Source organism: Pseudomonas sp. B707 (assembly GCF_022496685.1).
GTDB classification, from domain to species: Bacteria; Pseudomonadota; Gammaproteobacteria; order Pseudomonadales; family Pseudomonadaceae; genus Aquipseudomonas; species Aquipseudomonas paraglycinae.
This window is the reverse complement of sequence record NZ_WTVE01000019.1, coordinates 70630-89546: the sequence shown is the minus strand read 5'-3', so window position 1 is coordinate 89546 and position 18917 is coordinate 70630. Positions and strand designations below refer to the sequence as shown.

The 18917-nt window shown below is 60.4% G+C and carries 17 protein-coding genes; 6 read left to right on the top strand and 11 right to left on the bottom strand.

Annotated features, from left to right (window positions below; genetic code table 11):
• Nucleotides 1–74: 74 nt before the first annotated feature.
• Together GQX66_RS09260 and GQX66_RS09255 are read left to right on the top strand one after the other, a co-directional pair.
• Nucleotides 75–965 carry an ATP-binding protein gene (locus tag GQX66_RS09260; RefSeq protein ID WP_007955716.1) on the top strand — a complete coding sequence of 297 codons (891 nt, stop codon included), beginning with the start codon at nucleotides 75–77 and terminating at the stop codon, nucleotides 963–965.
• Nucleotides 962–1444 (top strand): GAF domain-containing protein, encoded by a 483-nt coding sequence (locus GQX66_RS09255; protein WP_240868402.1) that lies wholly within the window; start codon nucleotides 962–964, stop codon nucleotides 1442–1444. Before GQX66_RS09260 ends, GQX66_RS09255 begins: the two co-directional genes overlap by 4 nt.
• Here the strand turns inward: GQX66_RS09255 and GQX66_RS09250 are convergent, their stop codons facing one another.
• The 8 genes from GQX66_RS09250 to GQX66_RS09215 all read right to left on the bottom strand — a co-directional run bounded on the left by GQX66_RS09250 (nucleotide 1445) and on the right by GQX66_RS09215 (nucleotide 12747).
• A complete protein-coding gene (locus GQX66_RS09250; RefSeq protein WP_240868400.1) occupies nucleotides 1445–4387 on the bottom strand; it encodes an HD domain-containing phosphohydrolase in 2943 nt (980 codons plus the stop codon).
• 48 nt (nucleotides 4388–4435) lie between these two features.
• On the bottom strand, nucleotides 4436–8080 hold the full coding sequence (locus GQX66_RS09245; protein ID WP_085744961.1) for a transporter substrate-binding domain-containing protein: 3645 nt from the start codon (nucleotides 8078–8080) through the stop codon (nucleotides 4436–4438).
• Between the two features lie 8 nt (nucleotides 8081–8088).
• Nucleotides 8089–8715, bottom strand: coding sequence for a response regulator transcription factor (locus GQX66_RS09240; protein WP_007955724.1), 627 nt, complete (start codon nucleotides 8713–8715; stop codon nucleotides 8089–8091).
• 308 nt (nucleotides 8716–9023) lie between these two features.
• Nucleotides 9024–10352, bottom strand: coding sequence for a deoxyguanosinetriphosphate triphosphohydrolase (locus GQX66_RS09235; protein WP_085744960.1), 1329 nt, complete (start codon nucleotides 10350–10352; stop codon nucleotides 9024–9026).
• 68 nt (nucleotides 10353–10420) lie between these two features.
• The gene (locus tag GQX66_RS09230; protein ID WP_085744959.1) at nucleotides 10421–11584 is read right to left on the bottom strand and encodes an EAL domain-containing protein; all 1164 of its coding nucleotides are present in this window, start codon (nucleotides 11582–11584) and stop codon (nucleotides 10421–10423) included.
• A 124-nt stretch (nucleotides 11585–11708) separates the two neighbouring features.
• The gene (locus GQX66_RS09225) at nucleotides 11709–12047 is read right to left on the bottom strand and encodes a hypothetical protein (RefSeq protein ID WP_085744958.1); all 339 of its coding nucleotides are present in this window, start codon (nucleotides 12045–12047) and stop codon (nucleotides 11709–11711) included.
• A complete protein-coding gene (locus GQX66_RS09220) occupies nucleotides 12044–12430 on the bottom strand; it encodes a phage holin family protein (protein ID WP_085744957.1) in 387 nt (128 codons plus the stop codon). The genes GQX66_RS09225 and GQX66_RS09220 overlap by 4 nt, the downstream gene beginning before the upstream one ends.
• A 2-nt stretch (nucleotides 12431–12432) precedes the next feature.
• Nucleotides 12433–12747 (bottom strand): YqjD family protein, encoded by a 315-nt coding sequence (locus tag GQX66_RS09215; protein ID WP_085744956.1) that lies wholly within the window; start codon nucleotides 12745–12747, stop codon nucleotides 12433–12435.
• A 318-nt stretch (nucleotides 12748–13065) separates the two neighbouring features.
• Between GQX66_RS09215 and GQX66_RS09210 the strand changes: the two genes are divergently transcribed.
• Entirely contained in the window at nucleotides 13066–14274 is a 1209-nt protein-coding gene (locus GQX66_RS09210; protein WP_085744955.1) for an ammonium transporter, read from the top strand.
• On the opposite strand, the gene GQX66_RS09205 is transcribed toward GQX66_RS09210, so the two are convergent.
• Complete coding sequence (locus GQX66_RS09205) at nucleotides 14271–15983, bottom strand: monovalent cation:proton antiporter-2 (CPA2) family protein (RefSeq protein WP_240868385.1); 1713 nt, start codon at nucleotides 15981–15983, stop codon at nucleotides 14271–14273. The genes GQX66_RS09210 and GQX66_RS09205 overlap by 4 nt on opposite strands.
• A 190-nt stretch (nucleotides 15984–16173) precedes the next feature.
• On the opposite strand from GQX66_RS09205, the gene GQX66_RS09200 reads away from it, so the two are divergent.
• From GQX66_RS09200 to GQX66_RS09190, 3 genes are all read left to right on the top strand, one after another.
• Complete coding sequence (locus GQX66_RS09200; protein ID WP_007955734.1) at nucleotides 16174–16410, top strand: glutaredoxin family protein; 237 nt, start codon at nucleotides 16174–16176, stop codon at nucleotides 16408–16410.
• A gap of 164 nt (nucleotides 16411–16574) precedes the next feature.
• Entirely contained in the window at nucleotides 16575–16892 is a 318-nt protein-coding gene (locus GQX66_RS09195) for a transcriptional regulator (RefSeq protein ID WP_240868629.1), read from the top strand.
• A gap of 68 nt (nucleotides 16893–16960) precedes the next feature.
• Nucleotides 16961–17854, top strand: coding sequence for a pseudouridine synthase (locus GQX66_RS09190; protein ID WP_129972566.1), 894 nt, complete (start codon nucleotides 16961–16963; stop codon nucleotides 17852–17854).
• Nucleotides 17855–17937: 83 nt separating this feature from the next.
• On the opposite strand, the gene GQX66_RS09185 is transcribed toward GQX66_RS09190, so the two are convergent.
• Both GQX66_RS09185 and mobA read right to left on the bottom strand, forming a co-directional pair.
• Nucleotides 17938–18159: a YgdI/YgdR family lipoprotein gene (locus GQX66_RS09185; protein WP_039770418.1), complete on the bottom strand. Its 222-nt coding sequence runs from the start codon at nucleotides 18157–18159 to the stop codon at nucleotides 17938–17940.
• Between the two features lie 78 nt (nucleotides 18160–18237).
• Nucleotides 18238–18840, bottom strand: a complete 603-nt coding sequence (gene mobA, locus GQX66_RS09180; RefSeq protein ID WP_085744952.1) for a molybdenum cofactor guanylyltransferase MobA — start codon at nucleotides 18838–18840, stop codon at nucleotides 18238–18240.
• Nucleotides 18841–18917: the final 77 nt, after the last annotated feature.

The following is an 18917-nucleotide window of genomic DNA, read 5'->3' as shown; positions in this document are numbered from 1 at the left end:
CCGGGACTGGTTTCGAACGCTGTGTGTCGTCGCTGCACCGCCATCATCACTGTGAACGAGCCCGAGGAGAAGACGTGGATTCCCGATTGAATGCTTTTCTTGAGCGCGCCGAGTCGGTTCTGGCGCGGATCGAACCACTGCTGCCGGCTCCACGCCCGGTCATCGACTGGGGCACCTGCCTCGCCGCACGCTGGCAGCGTGACGGTCGCAGCGGTTATCTGCTGCCGCTGGAAGTCAGCCTCGACATGCGCTTGTCGGACCTGATCGGCGTCGACCGCCAGCTGGAGCAACTGGGCCGCAACACTCAGCAATTTCTCGACGGCATGCCGGCCAACCACGCGCTGCTGTGGGGTTCGCGCGGTACCGGTAAATCGTCGCTGGTGCGGGCGCTGTTGGCTGAACACGCCAAGGCCGGTTTGCGTTTGATCGAAATCGAGCGCGATCACCTGGCGGACCTGCCACGGGTGGTGGAGCAGATCGCCAAGCTGCCGCAACGCTTTGTGCTGTTCTGCGACGACTTGTCGTTCGAGTCCGGTGAAGGCGACTACCGCGTGCTGAAAAGCGTGCTGGACGGCTCGCTCGAACAGGCACCTGACAACGTGTTGCTGTACGCCACTTCCAACCGTCGTCATCTGGTGCCGGAAAAGGAAAGCGACAACGAAAACTGGAAGCGCGTCGATGGCGAGCTGCATCCGAGCGAGGCGGTAGAAGACAAGATCGCGCTGTCGGATCGTTTCGGCCTGTGGCTGTCGTTCTATCCGTTTACCCAGGAACATTTCCTCAACGTCGTCGAGCACTGGATCGGCCAGTTGGCCGCCAAGGCCGGCCTGAGCTGGGAGCGCGACGAACAGCTGGACATTCTCGCCGTGCGCTGGGCAACCGGCCGTGGCAACCGCAACGGACGTTGCGCGTACCAATTCGCCCGTTACTGGGTGGGACTGAAATTGTTGGAGCACAAGGCATGATTGATTTGCAACAGAGCGGCCAGGGCCTCGAAGGCTATGGCATGTTGGCCGCGCAACTGGAATCGCTGCTGGCGGACGAGCGCGATTTCATCGCCAACGCCGCGCAGGTTTCGGCGTTTCTGTTCAACCAGCTCGATGACCTGAACTGGGCCGGTTTCTACCTCAATCGCAACGAAGAGCTGGTGCTCGGTCCGTTCCAGGGCCAGATCGCCTGCGTGCGCATTCCGTTCGGACGCGGTGTGTGCGGCGCGGCGGCTGCCAGCTTGCAAACGCAACGGGTTGAAGACGTTCACGCGTTCCCCGGCCATATCGCCTGCGACAGTGCGTCGAACAGCGAACTGGTCGTGCCGTTGGTCAAGGACGGCCGTCTGATCGGCGTGCTCGACCTCGACAGCCCGAAGCTCGCGCGTTTCGGTGCCGACGATCAGGCCGGGATCGAACAACTGGCGGCGATCTTCCTGCGCCTGACCGACTGCTGATCACGCTGTAAGGCCTGCCTTGAACAGCACGGCCGCCGGGTCCACGGCATCGATCTGCCGTGGATCGAGAAACCGCGTGGCGTACTGCAAATACACGCCATCGCGGATGAACAGCCCGAACAGCTCGGCATCGATGTGCGCCTCGCGGCACATGGTGGCCATGATCCCCAGCGCTTCACTGAGGGACTTGGCCTTTTTGTACGGGCGGTCGGCGGCGGTCAGGGCTTCGAAAATATCGGCAATCGCCATCATGCGCGCCGGCAGGCTCATGTCTTCGCGTTTCAGGCGCTTGGGATAACCGGTGCCGTCCATCTTTTCGTGATGCCCGCCAGCGATTTCCGCCACGCTGTTCAGATGCCCGGGGAAGGGCAGGTGGCTGAGCATCAGGATCGTCTGCACCATGTGGTGGTTGATGATGTAGCGTTCTTCGCGGGTCAGGGTGCCCCGGGGGATGCTCAGGTTGTACAGCTCGCCGCGATTGTATTTATAGGGCGGCACGTCGAGCTTGAAGCCCCACGGATTGTCCTCCGGAATCAACTCACCTTCGGCGCGCTCCAGCAGATGCTCCGGCTTGTCTGCCAGCAACGGTTCGGTGGCCGGCAAGGTCGGTGCCGGGGTGCGTGACTGACGCCGGTTCTCTTCCCATGACAGGCCCAGCCGATCATCCAGCGTGCGCGTCCATGGGCGTTTCGCGATGCCTTGCAGGCGTTGCAGGTCGGCCTCGGCCATCGCTTCACTGCCCAGATTGCAGTGGGCGACGAATGCAAAATCATCATCCAGTGCTGTCAGGGTTGCGTCGCGCAGCTCGGCCAGTTGCCGCTCTTCGCCGCCCATGGCCAGGGCTTGCCAGTAGCTGACCCAGGCATCGCGCTTGAGCACTTCGAAGCGGGTGCGGATTTCATGCAGGCGATCGTTCAGGGTTTCCAGTTTGGTGGCTTTGTCGACCACGTATTCCGGGGTCGTGACCTTGCCGCAATCGTGCAGCCATGCGGCGATGTGCAGGGCCTCCCATTCGTCTTCGTTCGGCTGGTAATCGCTGAATTCCGGTGCCTGACTGGCCGCGGCGGCGTGGGCGAGCATCAGGGTCAGCTCCGGCACACGCTGGCAATGCCCGCCGGTATAAGGGCTCTTGGCATCGATCGCGCCGGCCAGCAGTTGAATGAACGCATCCAGCAGTTGCTTCTGCCGGGCTTGCAGGCGCTGGCTTTCGATACTCACCGCCGCTGCCCCGGACACCGCTTGCAGGAAGGCAATGCGGTCGGGCCGCAGCTTTTCCAGATCACTCGCCGTGCCGCTGTCATTGATCAACAGCACCAGCAGGCCGACGGTCTCGTTGTGCCGGTTATGCAGGCGGATACCGATCAGGTGCACCCTTGGCGACTCCATGGCCAGCAGCACTTTCTGCAGATCGGTGGCCTGTTCGAAGCCCAGATTGCTCACCACCGTGTTGGCGTTCGCCAGTTGCCGGAACCATTCGGGGCTCTCAGTGGCGTCAAGATTGCGCCCCTGAATATCGAACGCGGCCAGAGCTTGGGACGCGCCATCGACCACCAGCCCGTAGGGCTCCATGCGATTGCCGTCGTTTTCGCGCAGATAAATCAGGCCCGCCTGAGCCTGGGCGATCTGCACGGTCTCGAACAGCGCCCGTTGCAGCAGCGGTTCGAAGCGGGTTTCAGCAGTCAGGCTGTCGGTGATCCGAAAAAAGCTGGCCAGGGTGTCTTTCATGCGGGCCATCGACAGACTCAGCTGGTCGACCTCCAGCACCGGTGATCGACGGGTCACGGGAAAATTGAAATCGAAGCTGCGGATCGCATCGGCTTCCTTGACCAGCGCATGCAGCGGCTTGACCAGAATTCGCGAGATCAGCCACCCGAGCGGCAGGCACAACAGCAGGGTGGCCAAGGTGATCAGCGCGCCTTGCCAGCGCATGCGATAGGCATCGACCAGCAACTCGTCCTCCGGCACCAGCAACGCCATCTGCAAACCTTTCGGCCCGCCTTCCTGCAACTGGCTGCGGGCGACGATCCATAGCCGACCGTCGGCCTTGAGTCGATTGCCCTGATGGCCGGACAACAAGGCGCCAAGGGCGGGGCTCAGGTCGGCAGCCTTGGCCAGACGCGCCGTACGATCATCGACGATCAGCCGGCTGCTGTCGGGGTAGGCCACGGCGTTGCCGTCGGCGTCGAACAGGACGATTTCCGTGGCCGGTGTCACCACGTGTTTGATCAGGGTTGCGGAGAGCGCGTCGAGGGTCAGGTCGGCGCCGATTACCGCGTCTTCACCGCTGCGCCGGGCCAGCGTCGTGCCGACGTTGTGGGTGGAGAAAAAGACGTAGGGTTCGGTGGTGATCTGTTCGGTCTGCTGCCGTGCGTTGATGTACCACGCCCGGCTGCGGGGATCATAAGGATCGTCGGGATTGTCCTGCCGGCCGACCGGGGACAGGGCCTGGTCGAAGAACAGCGACTGCGAATGCGCCTGACCGCTGGCGTCATGTTCGATGCTCCAGACCTGAAATGCCGCGGCGTCGGGTGCCTTGAGCAGGGTTTTCAGCGCGGGTGTGCGCAAAGGACGGACCATGAAAAAATCGCCGTTGCCATAACCCAGGTACAGCGAGGCCAGGTCCGGGTTGTCCGTCAGTGACTGGCTGAACGGCTTGAGCAGCGCCAGACGCGGTTCGAGGCCGGAAGAGCGGGCGGCGGGGGTGTCCGCCAGCAGGCTCAGCAGGTGTCGAATCGGTTCATAAGTGGCCTGCAGATCAAGGCGCACATCCTGTTCGATGCGGTTGAACAGTTTTTCGCTGCTCGACAGGATGATCTGCGTGGTCTGCCGATAGTTGAACAGACCCAGCACCACCCCGGTGAGCAACAGCAGAAAAGTGAACATGACGCTGATGTGCACATGCAGCGGAAACCGGCGTTGTTCCGGGCGCAGTGGGCTGGGCATTGCGGACTCTCCGTATAGGTAAGCACACTGCTCAGCGTCCAAGCATAGTTAAGCCCCGGTCACTTTGCTCTGGTGGATCCGGGCGAGTTGCTGTTCCAGTGCCTGCTCCAGTTCCAGGATGGCGAGACGGCTGGCCTGACAGCGACGCTCGATCTCATCCCCCGGCAGCGCTTGCAGGCACGCCTGCTCAAGCGCATCGCAGCTGTCGATCAGGCGCGAGGCCTGGGCAATTCGGGCCGCGCCCTTGATCTTGTGGGCGATGACGGCCAGCGCAGGGGGATCCCGAGTAAGGGACAGTGCCTGCAATTCCTGTCGGTCAACGCGGCTGCTGTTGAGCAGTTCTGCCAGCAGGCGGTGAGTCTGGGAAGGGTTGCCGCCGGTCAGCAGTGTGAGCCCCTGCAGGTTGAACGCCGGCGCGCGGAACAGCGGCTGAACGCTGTTGACCCATTGGCTCAGGCTGTTGAGGCTCAGGGGTTTGAACAGGCATTCGTTCATGCCTGCCTGCTTGCAGCGCAGGATCTCTTCGGGCTGGGCATTGGCGGTGAACCCCAACACGGTGCAAGCCGGGCGGTGGGTCAGCTTTTCGTGCTGACGAATCGCGCGGGTCAGCTCGTAGCCGTTCATGACGGGCATGTTGCAATCGGCGATGACCAGATCAAACTCACCGCTCTTCCATTCTTCCAGTCCGCGCAGGCCGTCTTCGGCGATACAGAAACGATGGCCGAGGTATTCCAGCTGCTGGCACATCAGCAACCGGTTGGCCGGATGGTCATCGACCACCAGAACCGTCAGCGGGGTGAGAGACGCGTGAATCTGCGGCTCGTCCTCAGCTTTTGTCACTCTCGCTGGAAAAATCGTCAGTGGCAGCGACAGACTGACCTGGGTGCCGACTCCGGGCAGGCTGCTCAACCGCAGTTTTCCACCCATCATCTCGCACAGGTTACGGCTGATGACCAATCCCAGTCCTGCACCGCTGACGGTTCTCTGTCCGCCATTACCGGCCTGGGCAAAGGGTTCGAACAGACGCGACTGATCCTGCGTCGTGATCCCGATGCCGCTGTCCTGTACGGTCAACTGCACCATCGAGCGTTCGGGATCATTCGTGGGTAGAACATCCAGCGTGATCCTGATGTGTCCTTCTTCGGTGAACTTGATGGCATTGCTGATCAGGTTCGACAGCACTTGCTTGAAGCGCAGGGGGTCGAGGTGCACATCGACATTCAATTCGGCAGGAGTGACGCTAACTTCCAGTGAGAGCTGTTTCTGTCGGGCGAGGCCTTCGAAGATCCTGACCACTGAGCCTATGGTATCAATCAGGTTGATTCGCTCGGGGTGCAGGCTCAATCGCCCGGATTCGATGCGGGCAATGTCCAGTATGTCGCCGATCAGGCCCAGCAGATCCTTGGCCGAATGGTAGGCCGTTTCGATTCCGGAGCGATCCGGGTGAGCCTGATCCATGCGCTTGAGCGTCAATTCGAGCATGCCGATCACTGCGTTCATCGGGGTGCGGATCTCGTGGCTCATGGTCGCCAGGAACGTACTTTTGGCGCGATTGGCATCGTCCGCCCGTTCCTTGGCCGAGCGCAGTTCGTCGAGCAGCTCGCGACGCTCACTGATGTCGATCCAGCCGCCGATGATCCCCCGCACTTCACCACTGGAGTCCCGGTACGGCAGGATCCAGTGATAGATCGTCAGGCGCCGGTTGCCGATCTGCAGCGGCCGGTCGAGCACCAGCGGCCTGCCCTCGGCCACCACCCGCTGGTAGTCGGCCTGAAAAGTCTGTGCCTCGAAAGCATTATTCAATGCACCCTGCATCACGCTTTTGCCGATGACGTCTTCACGCCGGGCATTGAACGCATGGAGATAGCTGTCATTGCAGCTTTGCAGAAGTCCCTGTCGGTCACGCACATAGATTGGATGGGGCGTGCCGTTGACCAGTGAACCCATGAACTCCAGCTGGTCGTTCAACGCCCGTTCGGCTGCCTTGCGTTGATTGATCTGGCGGCGCATGTAGGCATTCCAGAACAGCGACAGCAGCAACAGCAGGCAGGCCCCGCCGATCGCCTGATAGAAAAAGCGCTGGTATTGACGCCAGGTGCCTTGCGAAACACTTGAGTAACCCCGCCAGCGGCCATTGATGATGCCCAGTTCTTCGGGGGTGATGCTCATCAGGGTCTTGTCGATGATCGAGCCCAGTTCCGTGCTGTCCCTGGCAGTTGCCAGCGAGAACGCCGCCTGACGTGTGCCGATGGTGGTGGTGATCTGCAGTGGCTGTTCGAAAATGCGGGAGGAGATGAAGTAGTTGGCGATGACCAGCGAGTTCACTGCGCCCTCGACCTGGCCTTCGTCGAGCAACGCTACGGCGCTGAAGGTGTCCGGCGTTTCGATCAGCTGGATACGTGGAAATTCGGTGCGCAGGTATTCGATCATCGGATTGCCCTGCGCGATCGCCAGACGTTTGCGTTTGAGCTGGCCCAGGTGCGTCGGGCTGTCGGCCGCTTTTCGGGTCAACAGAACGTAGGAGTTTTCCAGGTAGGGACGGCTGAAGGTCAGGGTTTCCTCGCGCTGAGCGGTGGGTAGCAGGGCGGCAATCAGGTCGGCCTGGTGATTTTCAATCTGCCTGATCATCTCGGCATCGCTGCGACTGCGGCGTATCTCGAATCGCAGACCGGTGCGCAGGCGAATAAGTTCGAGCAGGTCGGCACTGATGCCGCGAAAGTTGCCATCACTGTCGAAGAACGTCAGCGGTGCGAAGGCTTCGTTGACGACGACGCTTACCACCGGATTCCTTTTCAGCCATTGTTCTTCACGCTTGGTCAGTTGCAACTTCTGGTCGGTGAGCAGTGTGTCGCTGCCGACACTCCAGCGTTTGGCGATGTTTTCGCGCTCGCTGCCCGGAACCGCCTTGAGCACCGCGTCGATGATGCCGGTCAATTGCGTATTGTTGCGATGCACGGCGAAGCTGAAGCCGTGGGCTTCGTGCTTGCCGAAGTTGGCCATGCGGATGTTGTTCAGATAGCCCTTGCTGATCATGTAGTGAGTGGAGATGGTGTCGCCGAGAAACACGTCCGCCTGATCGAACGCGACGGCATTGATCGCGTTCTGGTAGGACGGATAGGAGGTGATGAGGGCTTTGGGATACATCGCCTTGACCTCCTCCAGCGGCAGGTAGTGATAGAGCATGCTCAGCCGCAGACTGGCCAGGCCTTCGGTCAGAGAGCGGGTTTCGCCTTCGCGTGTGACCAGGACCGGTTGATCGACTGCGTATGGCCTGGACAGCATGATGTTGGCGTTCTCCGCTTCGAACCCGTTGGACGTACCGAGCATGTCGATGCTGCCCTCGATCAATGCGCGGATCGCGGCCTCGCGCGAGGCGAAGCGCCTGACCTTGACCGGTAGCCCCGTCGCCTGTCCCACCAGCCCGGCGTAGTCCGCTGTGAAACCTTCGTAGTCGTGTCCGCTGGTTGTCATGTCGAAAGGGGGGTAGTCCGGAGCGGATGCTCCCAGAATCAACTCATTGCGAGTGTGCAGCCACGCCTCTTGCGATGGCTCGAACAGGACCGGAATTGATCTGTCGGTCGAACGCGCGAGCAGGGCAAGGTCCTGGAAGGTTGACGATGCAACTGTGACAGGCGCGCTGAGACTCAGGCATGCACTCAATGCAATCAGAAAACTCTTTAAGCGACTGGGCATGTTGGCTCTCACACGAGTGCGTTACGTTTGGCCATTTCGATAAGTTCTACAAGGGACTTGGCTTTGAGTTTTTGCATCAGGCGTTTTTTATAAGTGCTGACGGTTTTATTGCTGAGAAACATGCCTTTGGCAATTTCCTTGTTGGTGCGGCCTTGGGCAAATAGTTGCAGGACCATGAGTTCCCGATCATTGACGGACTTGAAAAGTTCAAGTTCTACATAGCGCACATCATCGTGACGAACCGGATTCAAGGCCTGGCTGGGAAAGTAGTTATAACCGGACAGTACGGCTTTGATTGCACTGACCAGTTCACTCAGGTCTTCCTGTTTGCATACATACCCCGACGCACCTGACTGCATGCAGCGAATGCCGAACAGGGTCGGGCATTGTGCGGTCAGCACCAGGGTCTTGAACGGCGAACTCATGGAGTTGAAGCGGGCCAGGACCTCCAGACCGTCGAGTTTGGGAATGCTGATGTCGAGAATGATCAGGTCGGGCATGCATTCGCGAACCATCTGCATGGCATCGACACCGTTATCGGTTTCTCCGACTACTTTATAACCTTCATGCTCCAGCAGCATTCGAACGGCGAGGCGGATGACCGGGTGATCGTCGACAATAAAAACGGAGTTCATAATCAAATCCCATACGAGCGCGAATAAAGGGCGCACCTTAGCTCAGATGAATGAGCGGTCGCATGAACTGACGGAGTGTTAGCGGCAATCTAGGATAAGTCCTACAAATAAAGAGGAATCAGACTACGTGTTAACTAGGTTTGCCGTAGGTAGATGCGTGAGATGTCCAGTGACGGGGCTTGATATAAGTTTAAGTGCGCAGAGAAAGTTTATCGGGAAAAGACCTTCGATGATTGTTCTTTGTTTATTTAAGACATTATCTTCGGCCCTCCCGACCAATCCATTGCAGATCGGTCGGGGAGCAGGCGTCAATGGCTGGAACGTCCGGTCATTTCCAGTGCCATGTCACTGGCGTAGCTGTCGGTCATGCCGGCGATGAAGTCGATCATGCGCAGGAACGATGCATGCAGCGGGCCGTGCGGGTTCGGCGCATTATTGCCCAGCAGATCGAGAATCCGGCGGCTCTTGAACGACGGCGTGCGGCCGTTGTGCTGTTCCAGGGCAGCACCGCAGAAGGCGTTGAGCAGAATCTCCAGGGTCGTGTAGGCGCCGATCTCATGCAGGGTCTTGCGCTTGTCCTGGAAGATTTTCTTGCGGGCGATGTCCTTGGCGTTCAACACACAGCGTTTGGCCGGTCCGTGCATGTGTTCCACCAGATCCCCCGGCAGCGTACCGGCCAGCAGCGCGTCCTGTTGTTCGACGAATGCCCGGGCAGCGGCGTTGGTCAGGTGCTCGATGGCCTTGCCGCGCAGGATCGCCAGTTTGCGCCGGCGCGAATCCTGGGGACCGAGCTGGCGATAGGTTTCCGGCAGATCATCGCCGACCAGGCCGAGCAGCAGCGACTCGACTTCGGCGTATTCCAGCAGCTCCATTTCCAGGCCATCTTCCAGATCGATCAAGGCGTAGCAGATATCGTCCGCCGCCTCCATCAGATACACCAGCGGATGGCGCGCCCAACGCTGCTCTTCCAGTTGCGGCAGACCCAGCTTGTGGGCGATCTGCTCCAGCAACGGCAACTCGCTTTGGTAGCAACCGAACTTGTGCTTTTTGTAGCCGAGGGAGTCGGCGTGACGGGCGGTCCACGGGTACTTCAGGTAAGTGCCGAGGGTGGCGTAGGTCAGCCGGGTGCCGCCGTCGAACTGGTGATACTCCAGTTGCGTGAGGACCCGGAAGCCCTGCGCATTGCCTTCGAAGTTCAGGAAGTCACCGCGCTCGGCGTCGCTCATCGCATCCAGCCAGCCACGCCCGGCAGCCTGCTGGAACCAGTGACGGATCGCGTCTTCGCCGGAATGGCCGAACGGCGGGTTGCCGATGTCGTGCGCCAGGCAGGCCGACTGGACCACCATGCCCAGATCGCTCGGTTCGCACCATTCAGGCAGGGCGCGGCGCAGGGTCTCGCCGACACGCATGCCCAGCGAGCGGCCGACGCAACTGACTTCCAGCGAGTGGGTCAGGCGCGTATGAATATGGTCGTTGCTCGACACCGGATGCACCTGGGTCTTGCGCCCCAGGCGGCGGAAGGCGCCGGAGAAGATGATGCGGTCATGGTCTTTATGGAACGGGCTGCGGCCAAGTTCCTGCGGGCTGTGCAACGGTTTGCCGAGACGTTCGCGGTTGAGCAGGGTATGCCAATCCAAGGCTGATTCTCTCCGTCTGGTGACTGATTCCCTAGCTTCCCGGTTCAGGCTGGCATCTGCAAGCGCAACTACAGCCCCGCCGCATCAATGTCGATCAGCAACAGACGCTCGCCGTTATCGAAAAACTGCCCGGCGGTCAGGCAATACTGGTTGCTGGTGGCGTCGCGATAGGTGTTGGAAAGGGTCAGTCGCCGTTCCTCCCAGCCTTCGGCCAGCAGGTGATAGAAGTAGGGGCGCCACGACCAGTTGTGGCCCAGGTAGCGGTTGTCGGCCACCCAGCCGCTTTGTCGCCACTCCAGGTTCGGCGTCAGCTGGGTGCCGTGACGGTCGCACTGATAAAAGCGCAGCAGCCAGGGAAAGGCGTCGAGCTGCGGCAGGGCACTGAGCGGCGCGCGGGCCTGAGCCCAGGTTTGCAGGATGGTCATGAGTTCGCTGAGCTGCTGGCGCATGAACATCAGCTTGCTGCGCTCGGCCAGCTTCTGACGCACGTAAGACTGGCGCAGCTCGGCAAAGCGCTCCACGAAATCATTGGTACCGAAAAGCGCCTCCTGCGCCCGGGCGAACAGAAATCCCTGCACGTAACGCGATCCGCACTCCAGCGCAAAATTCAGTTGCGCTGCGGTTTCCACGCCTTCGGCGATGATCCAGCAGCCGGTCTTTTCGGCCATTTGCGCGAGGGCCTTGACCACGTCACTGCTCGGTCCGCCAAGTGCGGCGGCCTGGAACAGGCGCATGTCGAGTTTGAGAATGTCCGGTTGCAGCGCCAGCACGCGATCAAGCTGTGAATACCCCGCGCCGAAATCATCGATGGCAATCCGGGCGCCGGCATCGCGATAGCGCGCCACGACTTCGGTCAGGCGCTGGCTGTTACCGCCCAGTTCAGTGATCTCGAAAACAATCCGTTGCGGGTCGATACCGTGCCGCGCGAGTTGCTTCAGGCTGGGCAGTGCTTGGTCGGCACGCAAGCGGCTGATCCAGCGCGGTGACATGTTCAGGCTGAGAAACCAGTCCGGCGGCGCCTCGTGCAGTCGACTCAGCGCGTTGTCGCGAATCTGCCGGTCCATTCGGCGCAGCGCGATGGCCGGGGTGCGCGGGTCGGCGAACAGCGGTCCGACCGATGCCAGTTGGCCATCGGCCTGGCGCAGACGACCCAGTGCCTCGACGCCTGCAATGCGTCCGGTGGCGGTATCGATGAAAGGTTGAAAGCAGGCGAGCGGTTGCCCGTCGATCACGGGGCCTCCTTGTCGTTCTTGTTCTGGTCAGATTTTGCCGGCCGGATAGGCAAGCGGGATTGAATCTCCGGATAAGAGATTCAATCCCGCCGGTGTTGCAAGAATGCAGCCAGATGCGTGGGGATCAGCGCTTGCTTGAACTCTGCATGACCAGCTTGATCAGCGGAGCGAGGCTGGTGCCCAGGCGGATCAGTCGGGTCAAGCCGCCGACGCCACCGCTTTTGGCCCCTTTACCCGTGATGAAACCCAGCAGCGTCACAGCCGCCACGCCCCACAACGGCGCGTGCTTGATGCCGAAACCGCCCTGCAGGTTCTGCGTCATGCCACGCATACGATGCAGAGGTTGCAAGACCTGGCCGGTTTCATGGCGGATCTCCTGTCGATGCATTTCCATGCGCAGGCGGATCAGTGCCTTGCGCATTTCCCGGCGTGAGCTGTTGTGCGGAAGTTCAGGCAGGCTCATGGCAGCAGGCGCTCCCGATCATTGGCCAGTTCTTCCAGCGTGCCGTGGAAGGGCGAGGATTCATCGAAGATCGCGGCTTTGAGACGCAGCGCGCAAAAGATTGCCGCCAAGGTGTAGAACACGCACAGACCAATAATTGCGGCCAGGCGATACGTGTCCCAGAACACGATCAGGACAAGCGTCGACAGGCCGACCAGCAACAGCAGCGCAAACACCAGCGCCAGACCGGCGAACAGCAACAGGCTGACGGTGCGTGATTTCTGTTCCTGCAGTTCGATGCCGAACAGTTCGACGTGGCTGTGCAGCAGACCGAGAACGGCAGCCCCCAGGCGACGCGTGGAAGAGGCGGTGCCCGCATTCGGGCCGGATTCACCGATCGACATGATCAGCGCCGCGTGGCCAGCAGGCCGATCAGAAAGCCGACGCCGGCGGCGATGCCCACCGATTGCCAAGGGTTGGCCGACACGTAATCCTCGGTGGCGGTGACCGCCGCCTGACCGCGCTCGCGCAGGGTTTCTTCGGTCAGCTTCAGGGTTTCCCGCGCGCGAAGCAGGCTTTCGTGGATCTGTTCGCGCAGCTCGTCAGCCTGATCACCGGCCAGCGTGGCGGTGTGTTCCAGCAACCGCTCAGTGTCGCTGACCAGAGTCTGGAAGTCGTTCATCAGGATTTCTTGAGCAGTCTTTGCCTTGATGCTGGCCATGAGGGATCTCCGTAAGTGGCGTTCTGAAGCGGTGTTCTGAAGCGTTCGAGTATGAGCCAAGTGTGAAGGTTCAGTGCAAATGGCTGGTACAACTTTTGCTGTGTCGTGGTGCGTCGATCGGTGGCAGTGCGCTGTTGCCGGGCGCGAAGCCGGGCAGCGCAAGGCCCGGATGATGAAGGTTCATGTCAGCCCATCGACCTTGTGCGCCAAAGCGGTTCACCGAACCACCGGATCAGTGATCGTGCAGTCGCAACTTGGTGCATGAAATGCGCGCATGAACCGCTTTGGTGCCTTTTTCTGCCTTGGGTCTGCCTCCTCATGGAAAATCTGCAAAGCGCTGTGGACACGCTGGTTCACAGTTCCAACACGTTGTTCATTCTGATCGGTGCGGTCATGGTACTTGCCATGCACGCCGGTTTCGCGTTTCTGGAGGTCGGAACGGTTCGCCAGAAAAACCAGGTCAACGCCCTGTCGAAAATTCTCAGCGACTTTGCGGTGTCGACCCTGGCCTATTTCTTTATAGGCTACTGGCTTTCGTACGGGGTGACCTTCCTGCAGCCGGCGGCGGTGCTCAGTGCTGATCATGGTTATGGGCTGGTGAAGTTTTTCTTCCTGCTGACCTTTGCGGCGGCGATCCCGGCAATCATCTCCGGCGGTATCGCGGAACGGGCGCGGTTTGTGCCGCAACTGTGCGCCACGGCGCTGATCGTAGCGTTCATCTACCCGTTTTTCGAAGGCATGATCTGGAACGGCAACTACGGTCTGCAAGCCTGGCTGACCGCGCAGTTCGGTGCCCCTTTCCATGACTTCGCGGGTTCGGTGGTAGTGCATGCCATGGGCGGCTGGCTGGCGCTGGCGGCGGTGTTGCTGCTCGGGCCGCGCAACGGGCGCTATCGCGATGGCAGGCTGGTGGCGTTCGCGCCGTCGAGCATTCCTTTTCTGGCGTTGGGTTCGTGGATCCTGATCGTCGGCTGGTTTGGCTTCAACGTGATGAGCGCGCAGACCCTGCAAGGGGTCAGCGGACTGGTGGCGGTCAACTCGCTGATGGCCATGGTCGGCGGCACGGTAGCGGCGCTGATCGTCGGGCGCAACGACCCGGGTTTTCTGCACAATGGCCCGCTTGCCGGGCTGGTGGCGGTGTGTGCCGGTTCCGACCTGATGCATCCGGTCGGCGCTCTGGTGACCGGCGCGATTGCCGGCGCCCTGTTTGTCTGGTGCTTCACGGCGGCGCAGGTCAAATGGCGCATCGACGATGTGCTGGGTGTCTGGCCGTTGCACGGTCTGTGTGGTGTGTGGGGCGGCATTGCCTGCGGGATCTTCGGCTCGACCGCGTTGGGCGGACTCGGCGGCGTCAGCCTGATCAGTCAGTTGATTGGCACCGCCCTCGGTGTGGCGGTGGCGCTGATCGGCGGTTTCGCTGTCTATGGTTCGATCAAGGCGCTGCATGGTCTGCGCCTGAGCCAGGAACAGGAGTACTACGGCGCTGACCTGTCGCTGCACAAGATCGGCGCGGTGAGCCAGGACTAGGTCTCTTCATCGTCGGTTCCGGGGTAAAAGCCGTGAAGCAGGCGATAGCGATCGATGCGCACCTGATCGACTTTCTCCTGCACCCGGTGCGCAGGAAACCCCAGCAGGATCAGGGCATGGGAGCCGAGCATCAGGCTCGACTCCAGCAGTTCCGGCACCACTTCGCTGGCGCCGGCTGCCTTCAGCACTGCCGACTGGCTGTCGTCCCGGGTGCGCACCAGAATCGGCACCGTCGGGTTGAGGCGTCTGGCCTCCTTGAGAACCCGCAAGGCCACGTCGGCTTGATCCACGGCAATCACCAGCAGCCTTGCGCGCAGCAAACCGACGGCGATCAACAGATCGCCGCGGGTTGAATCGCCGTAGTGGACGTCGCGTTCGGCGGTGGCGGCTTCCTGAATCCGCACCGGATCGTTGTCCAGCGCGACGTAGGATTGCCCGGCATTGCGCATGAAGCGTCCGATCGACTGACCGACACGGCCGTAGCCACAGATCACCACATGCCCGTCGAACCCGGCATTGAGGGCGCTGATTTCCTCGATCTGCGCTTCCTGATTGGGTTTGCGGTGCAGGGCGGCGGCGATGCGCGGTGCGGCGCGTAACAGCAGGGGCGTCAGCAGCATCGAGCAGAAGGTGGCGGCGAGCAGCAGGGCGCCGATCTCGGCGGGGAGCAACCGGCTCTGCTGCATCTGCGCCATCAGGGCGAAGCAGAATTCACCGCCCTGGGCGAGGGCGAGACCGCTGCGCCAGGCCGTTTCACTGTCGCTGCCGCGCCATTTCACCAATAGCGCCACCACCAGGCCTTTGATCACCAGCAAACCCAGGGTCATCCCGATAATCAGCAGGCTGTGGCTGGCGAACAGTTGCAGGTCGATCAGCATGCCGATGCTGACGAAAAACAGTCCCAGCAGAATGTCGCGAAACGGCCGGATATCGGCCTCGATCTGATGCCGGTAATGGCTCTCGCCCAGCAGCATGCCCGCGAGGAACGCGCCGAGGGCCGGAGACAGGCCCAGCAGGTGGGTCAGCCAGGCCGTCAGCAACACGATCACCAGTGCCAGCAGCACGAACAACTCTGCTGAGCGGGACGCCGCGACTTCCTGAAACAGGCGGGGCAGCAGCCAGCGGCTGGCCAACAACAAACCGAAGAACAGCAAGACGGTCTTCAACAAGGTCAGGGGCAACGCCCAGTACCAGGCCTGATCACTGCTGCCGGCGAACACTGGCACCAGCGTCAGCAGCAACACGGCCACCACGTCCTGGAACAACAGGACACCCACCGCGTTCTGGCCATGGCTGCTGAAGATTTCGCCGAGACTGCCCAGCTCTTTGGTTACGATTGCAGTGGATGACAACGACAGGCCAGCGCCCAGCAGCAAGGCCGGTGTAGCAGGCATGCCCAACAGCATCAGCACGCCTCCCAGCAGGAATGTGGTGATCAGCACCTGCTGGCTGCCCAGTCGGAAAACCACCTGGCGCAGGGCAATCATTTTCGACAGGGAGAACTCCAGCCCCAGGGAAAACAGCAGAAACACCACGCCCAGTTCGGCAAGATCCGGCAGATGTTCGCTTTCATTGATCCAGTCGAATGCCTTCGGCCCGACCATCAAGCCCACGCACAGGTAGCCCAGCACAGGTGGCAGGCGCAGGCGACGGAACAGGGCAATCATCACCAGGGACGACGCCAGAATGATCAGCAGATTGGCAAACACAAGGCACTCCGGGACAGGTCAGGCTCTTCAAGCGTAGAGGTAAAAAACACCGGAGCATCGCGTAAATGGCGATTTTGTGGGCTGATTTACATCAGGGTTTTACAAGGGACGGGATCGAACCCGGTGGGTGGGTCGACGGGCTTTGCGGGCAGGCCTAGAATGATCACTCGATTTTTGGGGTTGAGCGCACATGCTTCCTGAATGCCAGTTGTTCGGCACCCTGGGGTGCCATTTGTGTGAAGTCGCGGAGGCCGAACTGATGCCTTTTGTCGAGCATGGTCTGCTGGTGGAGCTGGTGGATATTGCTGACGATGAATCATGGTTCGAGGCTTACAGCCTGCGGATCCCGGTCTTGCGCAGGGTCGATACCGGCGCGGAACTGGGGTGGCCGTTCAGCGCCGATCAGGTGGTGGCATTCCTGCGTTAATGACTTTTTCTCGTTTGCGTTGATGGCGTTCGCCACCTTCGCTAATCACGGCTTGGCACTTTTCGGGTTATTCGGTTACTGTATGCGCATACAGTAATTGGGTTGGCCTGCCTTGCCGTTTTCGGGCATTTGTCAGGGCAAACTGGATGTCAGAGGGAGCCACCGTGGTCAATGTCGAACAGTTGAAAAGCAGCGTGAAGGGGATGTCGGTTGACGTGGTGCGCGAGGCCGTCCACGAATTGCGCCTGGACGGTCTGGTCACGGAAGGCAAGACTCCCTTCAACAAGCTGCATTTCAATACCTGCTTTGCCGAGATCGAGGCGTTGTTCCAGCGCGCCGGCTATCACAAGCAACTGGATGTGGTCGGTTATCAGGGGCTTTTGTACGCCTTGTATGACCCAGGTCGCTGGGAAGCCGTTGATGTACTTCGCTGGCTGAAGGAATTCACCGAGGCAGCAGCGCTCAAATCGATCCCCGCCTGATTCCGCGCTAGGTCTGCTGCGCCCGGTGTTGGATAATGCCGCTCTGCTTTGAAGGTTAGAGTTTTCGTATGTCCAGCACATCAACGTTTTCCGCCGCACAGAATCAGGCCAGCACGCTGTATCTGCCCCCCGGTAGCTGGCGGACAGTGCTCGACTGCCTGTGTGAGCATTTCAATGCCATCGGGCGCGATCAATGGCTGGATCGGATCGCCCGGGGCCGGGTGCTCGACGGTCAGGGTCAGCCGATTGCGTTGGACTTGCCCTACAAGGAAGGGCTGCGCATTCACTATTTTCGTGAAGTGCTGGATGAAAAGCCGATCCCGGTGGTCGAGTCGATCCTGTATGCGGATGACCATCTGGTGGTGGCGGACAAGCCGCATTTCCTTCCGGTGACCCCGGCAGGCGAGTACGTCGAACAGACGTTGCTTCGCCGATTGATCCGGCGCCTGGACAATCCCCATCTGGTGCCGCTGCACCGGATTGACCGGCACACGGCCGGGCTGGTGATTTTTTCGGCCAACCCACAGACGCGGTCGGCGTATCAGTCACTGTTCCCGACTCGGCAGATCGAAAAACGCTATGAAGCCATTGCGGCCGCGCTGCCCGAGTTGGACTTTCCGTTGGTGCACAAGAGTCGCATGGTCGACGGCGAACCGTTTTTCCGCATGCAGGAAGGGCCGGGTGTGAGTAACACTGAAACGGCGGTGGAGGTTCGTGAAAAGAACGGCGAACTCTGGCGCTACGGCCTGTACCCGGTAACTGGCAAGAAGCATCAGTTACGGGTGCACATGACGGCGCTGGGGGCGAGCATCTGCAATGATCCGTTCTACCCTGAAGTGCTCAAAGACGTTGAAGATGACTACGCCAATCCGCTCAAACTGCTGGCGCAGGGATTGCGATTCATCGATCCGGTCACGGGGCAGGTGCGCGAATTTGAAAGCCGAATCACGCTGGACTGGTGATTCCGGGTATCGACCCTTTTCTGCCAGACACGAAAAAGCCCGCATATTGCGGGCTTTTCTGTATCCGCTGTCGAACTGAATACTTACAGCTCTTTGACTGTGCGGACCTGATCCTTGTTGATGCGAGTGTGCTTGCCGTCCAGTTGTTCGAACTCGTAGAAGCCCGAATCTTCATCATACTTAGGGGCGTCGACAGCCTGGATTTCGCGACCGTCATTCAAGGTGATCACTGTTGGCGAAGCGCAACCGGCGAGGGTGGCGAGGCCCAGTGCGAGCATGAAAGTGGCGAGGGTCCGTTGAGTCATGAGTGTGTCTCCGAAGGGAAATTCTTTTGGTTACTGAGCTTGAGACGTATACAAGGCGTGCAAGTTCCTTGAATGCTGTCAGTCTGACACAGTGTTGTGCGAACTCAACAGTTCAGGGGTGTTGAGATTGGCCAGGCGTGGATCGTTGTCAGGGCAAACCAGGGCCTGGGCATCAAGATTGCGCATCACTCGGCCGGGGCTGCGTTCTCCTGCGCTCCAGGCGTTTTCGAATGCCGGCAGGAGTGCCACCGGGATCACGCAAAGTAGCGGTTCCCAGTGATCGTCATGGCGCAACATTAAAGGTTTTTCAGAATTCAGACTGGCCGCCTCGCGCATGCTGTGCAGAAGCGCAATATCGATGCGCGGAACATCACAGGGCAGAACCAGCAGGTGGGTGTGGCGCGCGGCTTTCAAGCCGGCGCGTATACCGGCCAATGGTCCGGGAAAGTCCTCCTCGTCATCGCTTACCAATTGGTCGGCGAACGGCGCATAGCGTTCACGATTGCGGTTGCAGGAGATGATCAGGTCATCCGTCAACGGCCGAACCTTGCGATGCAGATGTGCGATCAGTGGTTCACCGTGCCACTCCACAAGTCCCTTGTCCTGGCCGCCCATCCGCTGGCCGCGTCCACCTGCCAGCAACAGAATGGAGCAGGGTGGTAGTGGCGAGTTCGAAGTCATGGCAGCTCTCTGCAGGGGCGGCGAAAAAAGGGGGCGCTGTGATATAACACCGGGCTGTTTCTTCTACAACTGGACGA

Bases quoted from the DNA above. Each gene is read 5' to 3' on its own strand.
- GQX66_RS09255 (WP_240868402.1), top strand. From the start codon at position 962: ATGATTGATTTGCAACAGAGCGGCCAGGGCCTCGAAGGCTATGGCATG.
- GQX66_RS09250 (WP_240868400.1), bottom strand. From the start codon at position 4,387: ATGCCCAGCCCACTGCGCCCGGAACAACGCCGGTTTCCGCTGCATGTG.
- GQX66_RS09245 (WP_085744961.1), bottom strand. From the start codon at position 8,080: ATGCCCAGTCGCTTAAAGAGTTTTCTGATTGCATTGAGTGCATGCCTG.
- GQX66_RS09240 (WP_007955724.1), bottom strand. From the start codon at position 8,715: ATGAACTCCGTTTTTATTGTCGACGATCACCCGGTCATCCGCCTCGCC.
- GQX66_RS09225 (WP_085744958.1), bottom strand. From the start codon at position 12,047: ATGAGCCTGCCTGAACTTCCGCACAACAGCTCACGCCGGGAAATGCGC.
- GQX66_RS09220 (WP_085744957.1), bottom strand. From the start codon at position 12,430: ATGTCGATCGGTGAATCCGGCCCGAATGCGGGCACCGCCTCTTCCACG.
- GQX66_RS09215 (WP_085744956.1), bottom strand. From the start codon at position 12,747: ATGGCCAGCATCAAGGCAAAGACTGCTCAAGAAATCCTGATGAACGAC.
- GQX66_RS09210 (WP_085744955.1), top strand. From the start codon at position 13,066: ATGGAAAATCTGCAAAGCGCTGTGGACACGCTGGTTCACAGTTCCAAC.
- GQX66_RS09200 (WP_007955734.1), top strand. From the start codon at position 16,174: ATGCTTCCTGAATGCCAGTTGTTCGGCACCCTGGGGTGCCATTTGTGT.
- GQX66_RS09190 (WP_129972566.1), top strand. From the start codon at position 16,961: ATGTCCAGCACATCAACGTTTTCCGCCGCACAGAATCAGGCCAGCACG.
- GQX66_RS09185 (WP_039770418.1), bottom strand. From the start codon at position 18,159: ATGACTCAACGGACCCTCGCCACTTTCATGCTCGCACTGGGCCTCGCC.
- mobA (WP_085744952.1), bottom strand. From the start codon at position 18,840: ATGACTTCGAACTCGCCACTACCACCCTGCTCCATTCTGTTGCTGGCA.